Here is a 13664-nt window from a genome sequence, read left to right as displayed (position 1 = left end):
GTGACAGCTCGGCACTACCGTCCCGTCGGACCGTGACCGCAGCCGCCGGCCTATCCGCACTTGGCGCAGTTGGCCTGATACTGGCCGGTGCCCCGGCGGCCCGAGCGGAGTCGGTCGTGACCCCGCCGAAGCAGGGTCGAACAGCTTTTTCCGAAGACTTGCCGCTGCGTGACAGTGAGGATATCCAAGGCGATATCCTCGCCGGTTTCCGCAAGGACCAGCAGTCCTTTCTGATGCTCGGATTCCAGGACACGACTACCGCCCGTGCCTGGCTCAGGCAGGTCATCCCCGAGGTCTCCACCACTCGTGATGTCGCCGCTTTCAACGCTCAGTTCAGTAAGGTCCGGCAGCAGGCCGCTGGCCGCGACCCCGGCTCGATGTCCGCGGACTGGGCAGGCCTCAGCCTCACCTATCGTGGACTGACTCTGCTGGCGGATACGGAACCCTTCCCGACCGGCGGTGGCGACGCATTTCGGCAGGGACCCGCCCAGCGGGCCAACACCGTAGGCGACACCGGCACCAGCGCCCCACAGAGCTGGCTGTTCGGCGCCGGCGACGGCCCGGTCGTCCATGCTGTTCTGACCCTGGCTTCGGACGACCCCGGGCGACTGCGCAGCACCGTCGACCGCCACCGAAGGCTTGCCAGCGATCACAACGCGTCGGTGGTCTTCGAGCAGGACGGTGCGACACTTCCGGGCCCGCTGAGGGGCCACGAGCACTTCGGTTTCGCCGACGGCGTCAGCCAGCCCGCCGTGCGCGGCTTCGACCCGGCGGACCCTGACGGCCAGAACGCCCTAGGCAGGCCGGGGACCCGGATCCTGCCGCCCGAGCTGTTCGTCGTCGGCACGGGCAGCAACCGCTCTGGTCTGCCCCGCTGGGCCACCGGCGGTTCGTTCCAGGTGATACGCCGCTTGGCCCAGGACGTCCCCGGCTGGCACGCCCAGCTCGGACCCCAGCTCGACGTGCTGAAGAAGGCCAGTGTCGCGCCCGAATCTGCCACTGACCAGTGGCTCGCTGCCCGCCTTGTGGGCCGCTGGCCCTCCGGCACCCCGATCGCCCGCTGTCCCCTGGCCGACGTTCCGCCCGCTCCCGGTATGGCGCCCGACAACAGCATCGACTTCCACGACGACCAGGACGGCCTGAACACCCCGCTCTTCTCACACCTGCGCAAGACCAATCCCCGGGCCGGATTCGGACAGCCGGGCGATGGCACCGTGGACTTCAGCCGTGCCGACGCTCATCGCCTCATCCGTCGGGGTATCCCGTTCGGGCCGGCCTTCGACCCCGCCGCTGCGTCTTCGGACCGCGGCGCCGACACTCCGCGCGGCCTGATGTTCGTCAGCTACCAGGCTGATCTGGTGAGCCAGTTCGAGTTCCTCCAGCGCGCCTGGATCAACAACGCGGGCTTCCCGAGGTCACGGACCGGAAATGATCCCGTCATCGGCACCGGGGGCGATGTGAGCTTCGCGTCCGCGAGCGGGGGCGTCTCTCTGTCGTTCGGTTCCTTCGTCCGCACCGAGGGCGCTCTTTACGCCTTCACACCTGCGATCACCACCCTTCGCGGCCTTGTCGACGGCGAGCTGGAGACCGGCCCTGCGTAGTCTCCGCTGCCACGCTCCAGGCGGTTGGTCTGCCGGTCGCGGGGCATCTGTGGATGACTCCGCGTCCGCACAACCAAGGCTAGTCCGGAGTGCGATCGGTGTGGTCCGGTTCGATCCCGTGGGCCGGGTCAGGCCGGTGGAGCGCTGTTGTGACGCGGGGTGAGCCGGACGATCGCGATTGCTGGGTTGGCTGAGCCCGTTCCTGCTGGTAGGGGCGGTCCGGCCCTGTCCGTAGCCCGCCTGCGCGGTCAGTTCGAGGGCGTGATCTGGCGGCAGTTCCACACCGGCGGCCAGTGGCGTAAGACGCCTGCGTGTTCGGGGACTGGTAACCGGCCTGCGATCGCTTCGTCAGCGGTGGGAGGCCGGCGTGTTGGCCGCACTGGTCGCCACGCCGTCAGCAGGCCCGACTGTGGCAGTGGCGGAGAAGGCCGACCAGGCCGCAAGGAGCGCGGCAGCGCCGGCGGCCGGCCGGTCTCCCACATCCCACGCAAGACAGATCACGCAACACAGTGGCGCGCTCCACCAACACGATCCATTCGTGGCAGGGCCTGGCCACACGCGAGAAAAGAGGCCCGACAGCTAAGCGCCACTGCTTGATTCACAACTCCAAACAGGCCCAAACCACGAACCTACGCGGCATCAGATGCTGTTGAGCACTGTCGATTACTGGGCCACGGCCGCCACGTAGACCCGTCTTCGGACGTCCGGACTCCAGCTGCGCCCACCTGTCCGTGCTTAATCTCGCTGCTCCATGACCGTGCCAGCGACCAAATCATGGACCGTGCGCGGTGCAGACATCAGTCCAGGATCCAGTGGGCACGCGTCAGCCGGTCGGCGGCCCGCCGTCTTTCCAAGCTATCCCTCAACCACTTCTCCGGAGGCCACCGTGCTCGTAGTCCAACGACTCCTGAAGTCGCGCATCGACGACGACGCTGCCCTCGGTCACCTGTGGTGGCCGCCCCGCACCGGGCAACCCAGCCAGCCCGCCCCCGTGCTTCACGGAGTCGCCTTAACCGCCCTACGCGGCTGTCTGGGTCTGGTGTACATCTGGTTCGGCGCTCTCAAGGTCGCAGATGTGAGCCCCGCAGCCGCACTCGTCGTCGGTACCGTCCCCTTTCCTACACCCAGCTGGTTTGTCGCCGCAGTGGGCTGGTTCGAGGTCATACTCGGCCTTTGGCTCATCGCCGGCCGATTCCTCAAGCTGACCCTGCCGCTCCTGGTCGCCCACATGATCGGCACGTTCGGTGTACTGGTCTTCTTGCCTCAGATGGCGTTCGATCATGGCAACCCGCTCATGCTGACCATGACTGGAGAGTTCGTCGTCAAGAACCTCGTCCTGCTCACCGCCAGCATCGTGGTAGTCACTCGACGCGTCACCTGAGGACCGGAGGATGCCGGCGTCTACGCCAGGGAGGTATCCGGCTTCCCGCGATCGGGGTATCCCCGGCCGAAGGCTGGGGGAGGGGCAGGGGCAGCCGTTTCGCCGCCAGTCGGACCGGCGTTGCCACCTACCCGCGGGGAAGTGCCTGTTGTCAGTCCGTCAGGTGTCCAACCCATCCGGGGTCAAGCCCAAAGGCCGGGTAGCTACCGGTGGTTTGTTGCACCGGCGAGTAACAAGGGTTGACGGTAGGTCAGGTCAGCGATACGTCTGAAGTTGGGATTTCGCTGGCCGCAGGGGGTTCCTGATGACCGCACGGTGTCCGTGTCCACCCGCGCCGGGTCCGCTGGAGGAGTATGCAGCCCGGTGTGCCGATTGACCAGGTCGCGGGCCGCCTTGCGTCTGCCCTGCTGAGTCAGCGACCGGCGGCGCGGGGGCTCGCGGCCCTGGAGCCCGAGCTCGGCCATGATCTTGGCGACAGTGTTCTCCGAGACTTGCCAGCCCTCCGCCCACAGGTCCTGGGGGTGATCCTGGGCGAGCCGTAGGTGTTGCCGGAAGCGGCGCAGAAGTGGCCTATCCGATCGGCCAGTTCGGCCCGCCGCACCTCCCGCCTCGTCGGCTCGGCCGGGCGCCGGCGCCACTTGTAGAACCAGTACTCGGAGACACCAAGAGCCCGGCAGGCGATCATGTGCGGGACGCCGTGCTCGGTCCTCTGGTCGGCGATGAAGCCCGCAACCGTCACTTCATCGCCTCCTTCACCCACAGGACCACCGATCGCTTGAGGACATCGCGCTCCATCCCCAGCTCGGCGATCTCCTTGCGCTGGCGGGTGTTCTCCTCGCGCAGCCGGCGCGCTCGGACTCGCTCAAACCCCCGGCCGCCTCCGCGTCCGCCCGGGCCCGCGTGCGGTGGACCCACTTCTGCAGCGTGCTCTCGTGTACGCCCAGGTCCCGCGCGACCTCCGCAGCCGACTTCCCGGTCTCTGTCACGATCCGCACCGCCCCCGCGCGGAACTCCGCGTCGTACGAGCGCCTCTTCCGCGTCATGACCCTCAACTTCCCCTCTGATCACGACTCCACGCTACGAGGGGAATGTCAGCGACGACATCAAGCTGGCCGCGTGAACGTCACCGAACTCATGGGGCTGTTGCAGGCCGAACACGACGAGACCGCCGCACGCGCTGACTGCCTGCGCGAACAGATTGACCAACTCACCCGTGCCCTGGCCGAGGCCCGCCTCGCCGAGATCGTCACCACCGGCACGGTCATCGACGGCATCGCCCTGCCCGAACCCACACAAGCCCCCGCAGAGCCCTCCACCGTCTACCAGCGCATCGTGACCGCCTTCAACGAGCACCCCAGGCGGACCTTCCGGGTGCGTGACCTGCACGAACTACTCGGGCTGCCCACCGACGAGCCCTCGATCAACACCACCCGCTCCCGCTTGGGACGACGCGTTCGTCAGGGACTCCTCGACCAACCCGGACGCGGCCGCTACCAAAGACGGACTTAACGTCCTCTGAGTTCCTGACCAGGCATTACAGGTTCAGACGCATCTGAGGTCGCGCTCGCCGCGTGACTCGGCTCCTGCCCAGTCCATGATCTGGATGTTCCTCAACCCTGGGGTCCGCCGTCACCGACACCGGAGAGCTCTACGTAGAAGTACCGGTAGTGCGACGGTTAACGACCAGGCCCTGTGCAGAGAAGCTGGTGTTACCTGGTGGAGTCTTCTTCGGGTTGAGGTGATGGGTGATGCCGGTTCCGACGAGTGTGGATGAGTTGCCTGAGTACGCGCGGACCCTGCTCCTGAGCGGAGTGCCGGACGCGGACACCGTGCAGGAGATGAACCAGCGTGGCGAGGGTGGGCAGATCGTCGGGCGCGTGGTACGGAACATCGTCGAGAGCGGCTTCAGGGTGACCGAGCGACAGGAGAGCCCCAACGGGGTCCTCAACGGGGAGAAGCTGGAAGGGGACTGCGGAACCCTCACCGGCACCGCGGTCATGCTGCTGCGGGCCGCCGGCTTCCCCGACCGCAAACAAGACCCCGAGCACGGAGTGGGCCACGAGCGGATCGGCGACTGCATCGTCGCCGACACAGGCGCCCGCAGGATCGGTGGCGCCGAACCGAACCTCGACGATGGCAGGCACTACTTCAACGAGCACTACTACCTCAAGCACGGTAACCAGGGATACGACATCCTCTTCGGCGGAACCGATCCCCAGAATCTGGGACTGCACAAGCTCCAGACCTACGGCGAGACCAGGCGCGGGAACCAGTTTCTGACCTTCGAGGACGGCAGCACCCTCTACCCAGGCCGCGGCGGACGTATGTCCGCCGCCGAACCACCCCCACGCGGCATCCGCCAGAACTCGATCTACGCAGCCGAAAAGATCGGCGAGAGCACCCGCAGGCTCTACAGAGTCGCCACCAAGCCCTTCCGACGCACCAACCCCAGCACCGCACCCACCCCCGAGCAGCCGGCCACTTCAACCCCACCCGCGACCAATCCCACCCCCGCAACCAACCCCAGCCCCGCACAGGAGCACGCCCCCGAGATCCATCCGGTGGCTCCTCCGCCAGTCGTCGCCCCGACCCACACCGACCTCCCCGCAGCCCCCCAACCCCAGATCGACAACACCACGCAGCACCAGAACCGGAACCTTCCCCAGCTGACGGCCCCGGCCCACCCCTCACTCAACGCCTCGCTGGACAACCTGAACAGACTGCGCACAGCAGCAGCAAACCGTCGCCAGACCGGTACCTACACCCCACCGCAAGCAGGACACCCGGCACGAACACCGAATGAACGACCCGGGATGCACCACTGACATCAGGCCGACGGCTCTGCCGCCAAGTGACCAGGCGTTCGGATCAGCGTTACCGTGACGCCAATCCGAACGCCACGTCACGCGCCATTGCTACGTCAGGGCAATGACCTGCAGGAACGGTTTGAACACAGCGTCTCACCTTGTGATTTATCCGGTGCGGCGTGGCTTGGTGCCGACCTTGTGGTGGGCCGGCCTGCGGTAGGGCTCGCCGGTGGCCAGGATCAGGCCCACGTCGTAGTGGTTCGCGGGGCGGCGGTTCTTCGAGCCGGGTGGGCGGCCGGGGCCGGGCCGGGAGGGTTTTGGCACTGCGGCTGGTGTTGAGGTTCCGGCGTGCAGGTGTCGGAACCCGCGCCGGACCCGGGCGGGGGTGAGCCTGTTCGGTTCGGCCGGCTTCTCCCACGGCCGTCGTAGGTCGGTGGCCAGGGGGGGCGGGCGAGGCGGAGTTGGGTGTGGGCGGCGACTACGATCCAGGTCCAGCGGTCCACCGCCTCGGCCGCGCGCAGTCTCGGAGCGGCCCAGCCGAGTGTCTGCTTGATCATCCTGAAGAAGTGCTCGAGGTCGAATCGCCGAAAGAAGGTCTGCCAGGCAAGATCGGTCTCTGCCGGGCAGGCTGTCGGTCGTGACCACCACAGCCACAGCGGCTTGGGGTCGCCGCCGCTGGGCAGGTGGTCGACCTGGAGGCGGATGATTTGCCGGGGTGGTCCCGCCAGGCGGCGCGCTGCTGGAGTTCGGGGTGGAGCCGGTCCCAGCTCTGGGCGTGGGCGGTGCCGTAGCGGGTGGTCTCCGCCTTCGTCTCGGCGTCCGGGGCGCCCCAGGTCCGGCTGTCCTTGAAGATGAACTCGCTGCCGTGCTTGGGTGGCCGGCCCCCGGCGGGGTTGGCCGCGGCGAACTCCGCGCGGGTCGGTGCCGGACGGCGCATCACCGGTCCGAGCGCAGGCGTCCCAGGTTTTCGACGGGCAGGTCGCGCAGGAGGTATGACAGGCGCATCACGTCGTAGCCCGCGTCGGCCACGATCCACACCGCGGGGTCCCCGGATGCCACTGGCCCACGGCGATCAGGCGCTCGACCAAGTCCCGCAGCTGCGAGGCGGTCACCGCGGCGAGGTCGTCGCCGGGCCGAAGCCGGACGGCGTCCAGCGGTGCGACCCACGAGATCCGGCCCGATTCCAGGGCGACGACCCACGAGCAGGGCCAGCCGGGGATCATCAGGTGCTTGTTCTCGCCGCGGCCGTAGGTGTGGCAGAACGAGCGGGCGTTGCTGGTGGCGGCATCCGGCCGCAGCCACGGGGTGACGTCCACCGCCAGGACCAGACGGCCGTCGGCGGCGCGCGGTAGCGGCAGGCTGGCCAGCTCGGTCCGGAACTGCTCGACGTCGAGGCAGCCCTTGTTCAGCGCGCCGTGGCCGCGACGTGTTCGGGCGCGAGCGCCAGATCCACCAGGGTCTTCACTGGCCCGTCGGTGCACAGCACCGCGTCGGCGAGCTCGAACAGCGCGTCGCGCCGTTCGGTCAGGCAGTCGCAGAAGACCTCCCGGAAGCGTGACAGTTCCGCGAACGGCTCGCACTGCCCGCCCTGTTCCACCAGACTCACCATCACGGCCTTCGCGTCAAGTCCTGCCCCTCTTAGTCGAGTTCAGGATCACGCGAAGGCCGTACCGCCGTCCTGGAAACACCCGGATGAGTGATCACCAGGTCCGCTTGTTCGAAGTCAGACGATAAATCACAAGCTCACCGCTGCTCCCTGCTGAACTTCGCAATCTGACGGATGGACCGGAAGGGCGCGCGCACGTATTGCCCTGGCTTGATCATGACGGGTACGGGTACGTACCCGTCGCTAGACGGATACGGGTACGTACCCGTATCCTGGAAGCGACTGAGAAGGAGGACCCTGATGCCCGACGCCAACATCCGCGTCACCGCAGAGACGCGCGACCGCCTCGCCGAGGTCGCCGCAGCCGAGCACCTGTCCGTGCGCGCCTACCTGGCTCGCCTCGCCGACACCGTGCTCACCCCCGCCGAGCGTGCCGAGCGTGCCGAGCAGGCCCGCCAGAAGCTCCACGCCTGGAACGGCTACGACCCCGACGCCGCTCGCGCCCAGCAGTTGGACGCCGAGCTCGACCGGCGCCTGGCCCAGGCGGGCGGCCAGTGACCGCCCTGCACGTCGTCCTCGACGACACCGCGATGGTCGCAGCCGGCCGCGGCAACATCCTCGCCTCCCGCCTCATCTACCGCGCCCACGCCGAAGCTGGCTGGTACCTCTACGCCCCCACCTGCGCCCTCGTGGAAGCCGACCGCACCCGCCCCGGCACCGCCGAACACCTCGCAGCCCTGCCGGCCGTGACGGTGCTCGACCTCGACCTCGCAGCCGCCTTGGCGCTGGCCGCCGAAAGCACCTGGGCCGAAGCACACACCCGCTACGCCGCCGCACCGACCCCGGAGCGCCCGGACGGCGCCGTCGTCGCCACCGTCGACCCGATCCGCTGGAAGGGCCAGCCGGTCCGGATCATCGATCTGACGTCCTGAACCGCCGCGCCGCACTCGGCGGGCGCCAGCCTGAACCGCGCCGTTCCGTGGGTGCACTCCTTTGGTCGAGGGAACGCAGCCTGCGACACAGCCCGAAGCCACAGTAGAAGCGGCTCGGGGCCGAGTACTCCCAAGAATCGACTTCACCTTGCACTGACCTGTGAGGGTGGCGTGATCTCGCCGCTCATCGGGAATGGAACACCGGCACGGCACAGTGAAGGGCTGCCTCCCCCTGCTTCGGACGGGGGAGGCAGCCCTTGCGATTGAGGGTCAGATGGTGCAGTACTGGGCGAACGCCACGAAGGCGCCGAACGCCGCGGGGCCGCCCCGTCGGGGTTCTTGGAGTCGCGCACGGCGACGGCCTGGTGCTCGGTGGCACGGAGGTCGGCGACCTCGACGCAGTTGTTGCCGCTGCCGCTGCCGCTGCCGCTATAGGTCGACTTGCGCCATTGGGCCAGGTCGGTGGTGGGCCTGGTGGTCATGTGCTGAGTACCTCTCGGGTGAGTTGTTGCAGGAAATCCGGTGTCGACTCGGCCGGAAGAGCCGAGCGGGACAGCGCTTCAAACATCCGCGTGAACCGTCCGACGTCGCGCGGCTTGTCGGTCATGGACATCCCGGCCCCGGCGTTGTCGACCTGGACCGTCGCCGGCAGCGTGTCGCCGAGGCCCAGAACGCTGAAGTCGCCGAGCGCCAGGTAGCCGCGGACGGACTGCGGCAGGACCTGCACCGTCACGTGGTCGAACATCGAAAGCCGGGTGATCTCCTCGTACTGGGCGCGCATCAGGTCCGGGTCGCCGACCACGTACCGTAGCGCCGGCTCGTACAGGATCGCCCACAGCTTGACAGGATCACCAGGCGTCTCCAGGCGTTCCTTGCGCAGCGCGACGTTGTTTCAACGCCGACCTGCTGGACGGCCGCGGCCGCGCCTTCACCGTGTCGCCGGAACCGCCGTCACCCAGGCATCCACCGCCATCCCCTCGATCGCCCTTTACACCTCACTGCTGCGTACCGTGCTGGGCCAGCAGGGCTGGCGCACCACGGCCGACCAGGCGCAGGACCTGTGGAAGCAACTGGCCGGTACTCGGCCGCTCAACCTAGACGGGCAGGGCCGCATCCGCCTGGACGACTGGGAGATGGACCAGGACGTCCAGGACCGTGTCCGCAAGCGGTGGGAGGACCCGGCCACCGTGCTGGCCGACTCCCCTGCGGGACCGGCGTGGTTCTACGGCCAGTTCCGCGAGCTGTATGGCTGGGACGTGCCCGGGGCGGAGTACGGAGTCCCGGTCGACACAGCGGTGTCCTGGCCCGGTGGGAGGATCTGACCAGTCGGCCGCATACTTGCTCCAGCGCCACCCCCGGCGACATCAACCGCGTTCACGAACTCGCCGGCGCTGCCTCCGCCCTCACGGGCCAATCCGGCGCGGCACGCCCCGCCATCCTCATCCGTGGCGCGCAATACACCAGCGGCGACACCGGCATCGCGCCTTTGCTCGTCCAGCTGACAGCCGCTGCGGGGAAGGACGGTGACCCACACGTCGTCAGTCGCTGTTACCGCCTCGCGGTCAGCGAACGGATACCCGGCGGGGCAGCAGCTCCTGGAGCAGCGCGGCGGTCTCGGCTTCGCAGTCGTAGTCGCCCAGCTCGTGGTTGATGCGGGTGAGGGCGGCGGCGGAGGCTTGTAGCGCGTCCAGGTCGCCGGCGGCGTGGTGGGCGCGGAAGAGGCAGCGGTGCAGGATCTCGTTCTCCTCGGCGGCGAGCAGGCCGCGCCGTGCTGCCCACAGGGCGCCGGGGATGTCGCCGGTCTCCAGACAGCGGGTGGACAGCTCATGGGCGGTGTGGGTGATCTCGGAGACCATGCCCTGGATGGCGGGCTCCGCCCAGGCGTAGCGGCCGGGGTCGGTGGCGGCGAAGGGGCGGCCGCGTACGAGGGCGAGTGCGCGGCGCAGGGCCAGGGTGCCGTCCTCGCCGGGGTCGGCGTGGCCGGTGCGGGAGAAACGCAGGAAGTGGTCCCAGTCGCAGGTGACGGTGGGTGCCAGGCGGTAGCGGTTGTCGGGGGTGTTCTGGATGTGGGGGAGGTGGGCGGTGCCGTCCTGGGCTTTTCCGAGCCAGGCGCGCGCCTTGCTGATGAGGGCGTTGCGGACTTCCTTGGTGACGACCTGTCCGGGCCGCAGCGCGGAGTCGACTGCCAGGTGGTCGACGCCGGGGTTGAGCGCGAGGTAGGTGATCAGCTCGGTGGCGGGGCGGATCCGGTTGGAGTCGATGCGGCCGGCAGCGCCTTCGATGGCGATGGGGCCGAGCACCAGGACGGACGGGCCGTCAGGCGCGGCGCTGGGCTGGGGGAGCCGCGTGGCCGGGGCCGGGGCCGGGGCCGGGACCGCGGGCCGTGCGACGGCGACGGGGTGCGGGTTGCTCGAGGAAGTATCGGTCTCGGCGAGGATGTCCGCGAGGGAGGGGCCGGTGGCGGGTTGCGGACCGCCAGCCCCGTGGGTCGGCTGCTCGTCGAGCGGCTCCTGTGCGACCGGGTTCGGGGCGGCGGGCGCCGCCCCGGGTGCGTCGGGTCCATCGGCCAGCGCTTCCTGCTCCAGCTCGGCGTACTCGGCGGGCAGCCCGTCCCCGTCCCCGTCTTCGTGTTCGTCCGCAGCCTCGTCTTCGTCGTCCTCGTTCCGGGCGGGCGCGGCCGGTAGCGGCACGTCGTTGGGGTCGTCCTGGGCGGCCTGGGTGATCCAGGCCGGGGCGGGGGCGTCGGCGTTGCTGGCGGCGAGGATGAGGATGTCGAGGGCGTCGGCGTAGTGCTCGTCGGCCAGGCCTTGCAGGTGCACGGTGAGGCCGGATCCGGGCAGGACCACCGTCTGGTCGGGTCCGTTGCAGGCCAGTGTCCAGCCGCCGTCGGGTACCGGACCCGGCGTGGTGGTGATGATCGCGGCTGCCGGGTGCGGCTGCTGCAGCACGGCCTGGGTGAGCCGGTCGACGTCGGGGCCCTCGGGCAGGTGGTCGGCCAGGACGATGTGCGGTGTCCAGGAGTCGCCGGCCGCGTCCGCGAGGCGTGCGGCCCGCAGCCTTTCGGCGCCGGCGCCGGCGCCGGCGCCGGCGTGGGCCAGGGCGCGGCGCTGTGCGGCGGTGTGGGCGGTCAAGATGTCCGCCGTGCGGGTCAGGTAGGCGCGCTCGACGCGCTCGGGCACGGCCGCTTCCAGGCCGGGCGCGGTGCTGTCAACGGTGGTGATCTCCAGGAAGCCGGGCAACGGGGTGGTGGCCAGCTCGACGGCCAGGGCCTGCAGGACGTGCCGGGCGAAGACGGGGTCGCCGCCGAGGCGGAGGAGGCCGATGTGCTCCAAGTCGACTAGGACGAGGTGGCCCTGGGCGGTCCAGCCGAGCGAGACCAACGCAGGGTAGGGGGTGCCAGTGTCGGCCAGCTCGTCCTCGCCGGCCAGCGCGGCGCTGGCGGCGCAGACCCACACGCCCTGGCGGGCGCCGGCGGTGAACGGCCTCACCGGTGTTGGGTTCTCGCTGTCGGCGAGGTGGAGTTCGACCCGGGTGTCGGTGACGATGACGGCCTCGAGGGCGGGGAGCTCGCGCCCGATCTGGGTCAGGTGCAGGGCCAGGGTGCGTAGCGAGTGGTCGAGCAGGTCGAAGGCGCCTGGGCGCTGGGTGGCGCGCAGGGACTGCTCGGTGGCGGCCACGTTGGCGGCGGGCAGCGGGATGTGCCGTCCGGGGCGCACCCGGCGCTGCTGCAGGCGGCGGCGCAGGGCGACCGCCCCGAGCAGGGCGGCGGCCATCGCCGCTGCGCCGAGCCAGACCTCGGCCGGCGCGAGGGAATGGGTGGGGGCGGCGTGCGAGCGGACGACCGCCTCGGCGGCAGCGGGTGTCGGGATCGGGGTGTTGTCCGGCGTGGCGGGGGAGGTGCTGGGTGTGGCGGGGGCGGCTGACGGGGTGTCGGCCGGGGCTGGTGTCGGCGCTGTGCTCGGTGCAGCGGTCTCCTGCCCGCCGTGCTGCTGGCCGTTGTCCGCGTGGCTGCCGTCTCCCGCCGGAGCGGTTGTCGGCAGGGCGGCGGCCGGCGCCTGGGCCACCGGTGCGGGGGCGCTGGGCGCTCCGCCGGTCGGGTTCTGGGCGGCGGGGAGGTAGAGCTGCTGGCCGGGGTAGACGAGGTCGGGGTTGGTGAAGCGTCCGCCGTCGGGAAGTGCTTCGCCGCGGTTGGCGTCGAAGATCACCGGCCACTTGTCGCCGTCGCCGTAGTCGGCGGCGGCGATGGACGAGAGGCTGTCGCCCTGGTGCACTGTCACCTGCCGTGTCCCTGCACCTGGTCCCGCGCCCTGTGTCGGGGCGTCGGTACGGTCGGCGGCAGGCTGTGCGGTTGTGGTGCTGCTTGCCTTCGGTGCGTTCGCGCCGGCCGTGGCCGTAGGGCTGTCGGGGCTGGCGTCGGCGGGCAGGGTGATGACGGTGCCCTGGGGCAGGGCGGTGTCGGCGGCGAGGCGCAGGTTCGGGTTGAGGGCGGCGATGTCCGCCCAGCGCTGCCCGTCGCCGAGGTAGCGGATCGCCAGGCCCCACGGGGTCTCGGTGGACGACCGCACGGTGTGCGTGGGGGAAGCGGTCGTTGCGGCCGGGCTGGGTGTGGCCATCGCGGCTGTCGGGACCGTGCCGGGCGTGGTGGCGGGGGTTGCCGGTTGGCCGTCGGCGGGCAGGTGCAGGGTCCAGCCGGGCTGTAGGTCCAGGACGTCCGCGGTCAGCACGGTGCCGTCGGTCTGGCGGATGCCGATGTTGAGCTGGGCGATGTCGTGCCAGCGGGTGCCGGATCCGAGGTAGTGCTGTGCGAGGTCCCATAGAGTGTCGCCGCGTACGACCTGGTGGACCGGGCCGGTCCAGGCTTGCTGGCCGGCGGCCGCCGAGGTTGGGACAGCGGTCGCGGCGGCGCCTGCCTGGATGGCGGCGGGTGCGGTGGCTGTGGCGGCGCTGGCGGTGGGGGCGTCGGCGAACGCGCCGGTGGTCGGCAGGAGCAGGACGACGCCGGCCACCAGGGTGGCGGCCATCCGTTGGGCGGGGCCCAGGACGCGGATGCGCGGGGCCTGGCGGTGGCGCAGTAGCGCGCCGACCTCGACCACCACGGACAGGGTAAAGGACAGCCAGGCCGCCCAGCCGATCACGGTGATGGTGCCGAGGAACAGCACGCCGCTGTCGGGCGAGGTGAGCGCGGTGGTGATGTCGTGCCAGGACGGGACGTGTGCGGGCAGGATGCCGACCCGCGCGAGCGCGAGCGGTACTCCGGCGGTGAGGGCGGCCAGGGCCATCAGGGCGGTCAGGCCGCGGAGGGTGGTGCCGAGGCGGGAGGTGGTGCGGTGGGGCATG

Annotated in this window: 11 protein-coding genes and 2 pseudogenes; 7 read left to right on the top strand and 6 right to left on the bottom strand. The window is 70.1% G+C overall.

Annotated features, from left to right (window positions below; all coding sequences use genetic code 11):
• Positions 1-116: 116 nt before the first annotated feature.
• A complete protein-coding gene (locus tag ABH937_RS31520) occupies positions 117-1601 on the top strand; it encodes a Dyp-type peroxidase (RefSeq protein ID WP_280694696.1) in 1485 nt (494 codons plus the stop codon).
• 751 nt (positions 1602-2352) lie between these two features.
• Complete coding sequence (locus tag ABH937_RS31515) at positions 2353-2982, top strand: DoxX family protein (RefSeq protein ID WP_280694697.1); 630 nt, start codon at positions 2353-2355, stop codon at positions 2980-2982.
• A 735-nt stretch (positions 2983-3717) separates the two neighbouring features.
• Here ABH937_RS31515 and ABH937_RS31510 read toward each other — a convergent pair.
• Both ABH937_RS31510 and ABH937_RS31505 read right to left on the bottom strand, forming a co-directional pair.
• Positions 3718-3897, bottom strand: coding sequence for a hypothetical protein (locus ABH937_RS31510; protein ID WP_280694725.1), 180 nt, complete (start codon positions 3895-3897; stop codon positions 3718-3720).
• 23 nt (positions 3898-3920) lie between these two features.
• A pseudogene (locus ABH937_RS31505) lies at positions 3921-4025 on the bottom strand (transposase); the annotation flags it as partial.
• Positions 4026-4098: 73 nt separating this feature from the next.
• On the opposite strand from ABH937_RS31505, the gene ABH937_RS31500 reads away from it, so the two are divergent.
• Entirely contained in the window at positions 4099-4491 is a 393-nt protein-coding gene (locus ABH937_RS31500) for a hypothetical protein (RefSeq protein WP_280694698.1), read from the top strand.
• Between the two features lie 266 nt (positions 4492-4757).
• Positions 4758-5807 carry a hypothetical protein gene (locus tag ABH937_RS31495; protein ID WP_370220198.1) on the top strand — a complete coding sequence of 350 codons (1050 nt, stop codon included), beginning with the start codon at positions 4758-4760 and terminating at the stop codon, positions 5805-5807.
• Positions 5808-5954: 147 nt separating this feature from the next.
• Here the strand turns inward: ABH937_RS31495 and ABH937_RS31490 are convergent.
• Positions 5955-7398: pseudogene (locus ABH937_RS31490) on the bottom strand (NF041680 family putative transposase).
• Positions 7399-7695: 297 nt separating this feature from the next.
• On the opposite strand from ABH937_RS31490, the gene ABH937_RS31485 reads away from it, so the two are divergent.
• Both ABH937_RS31485 and ABH937_RS31480 read left to right on the top strand, forming a co-directional pair.
• Positions 7696-7953 carry a hypothetical protein gene (locus ABH937_RS31485; protein ID WP_280694700.1) on the top strand — a complete coding sequence of 86 codons (258 nt, stop codon included), beginning with the start codon at positions 7696-7698 and terminating at the stop codon, positions 7951-7953.
• Between the two features lie 5 nt (positions 7954-7958).
• A complete protein-coding gene (locus tag ABH937_RS31480; RefSeq protein ID WP_280694722.1) occupies positions 7959-8327 on the top strand; it encodes a hypothetical protein in 369 nt (122 codons plus the stop codon).
• A 143-nt stretch (positions 8328-8470) separates the two neighbouring features.
• On the opposite strand, the gene ABH937_RS31475 is transcribed toward ABH937_RS31480, so the two are convergent.
• Positions 8471-8809: a DUF397 domain-containing protein gene (locus ABH937_RS31475; RefSeq protein WP_370220197.1), complete on the bottom strand. Its 339-nt coding sequence runs from the start codon at positions 8807-8809 to the stop codon at positions 8471-8473.
• Positions 8806-9207 carry a DUF5753 domain-containing protein gene (locus ABH937_RS31470; RefSeq protein WP_370220215.1) on the bottom strand — a complete coding sequence of 134 codons (402 nt, stop codon included), beginning with the start codon at positions 9205-9207 and terminating at the stop codon, positions 8806-8808. Before ABH937_RS31470 ends, ABH937_RS31475 begins: the two co-directional genes overlap by 4 nt.
• Here ABH937_RS31470 and ABH937_RS31465 point away from each other — a divergent pair.
• Complete coding sequence (locus ABH937_RS31465) at positions 9167-9649, top strand: hypothetical protein (RefSeq protein ID WP_370220196.1); 483 nt, start codon at positions 9167-9169, stop codon at positions 9647-9649. The two genes, ABH937_RS31470 and ABH937_RS31465, sit on opposite strands and share 41 nt — an antisense overlap.
• Before the next feature lie 240 nt (positions 9650-9889).
• Here ABH937_RS31465 and ABH937_RS31460 read toward each other — a convergent pair whose 3' ends face one another.
• Entirely contained in the window at positions 9890-13663 is a 3774-nt protein-coding gene (locus ABH937_RS31460) for a LysM peptidoglycan-binding domain-containing protein (RefSeq protein ID WP_370220195.1), read from the bottom strand.
• Between the last annotated feature and the right edge of the window lies 1 nt (position 13664).

The organism is Kitasatospora sp. GAS1066B (assembly GCF_041262605.1).
Classification (GTDB): domain Bacteria; phylum Actinomycetota; class Actinomycetes; order Streptomycetales; family Streptomycetaceae; genus Kitasatospora.
This window is presented reverse-complemented; position numbering and strand designations above follow the sequence as displayed.

Coding starts and splice junctions, on each gene's coding strand:
- ABH937_RS31515 (WP_280694697.1), top strand. CDS start 2,353: ATGACCGTGCCAGCGACCAAATCATGGACCGTGCGCGGTGCAGACATC.
- ABH937_RS31485 (WP_280694700.1), top strand. CDS start 7,696: ATGCCCGACGCCAACATCCGCGTCACCGCAGAGACGCGCGACCGCCTC.
- ABH937_RS31475 (WP_370220197.1), bottom strand. CDS start 8,809: ATGACCACCAGGCCCACCACCGACCTGGCCCAATGGCGCAAGTCGACC.
- ABH937_RS31460 (WP_370220195.1), bottom strand. CDS start 13,663: ATGCCCCACCGCACCACCTCCCGCCTCGGCACCACCCTCCGCGGCCTG.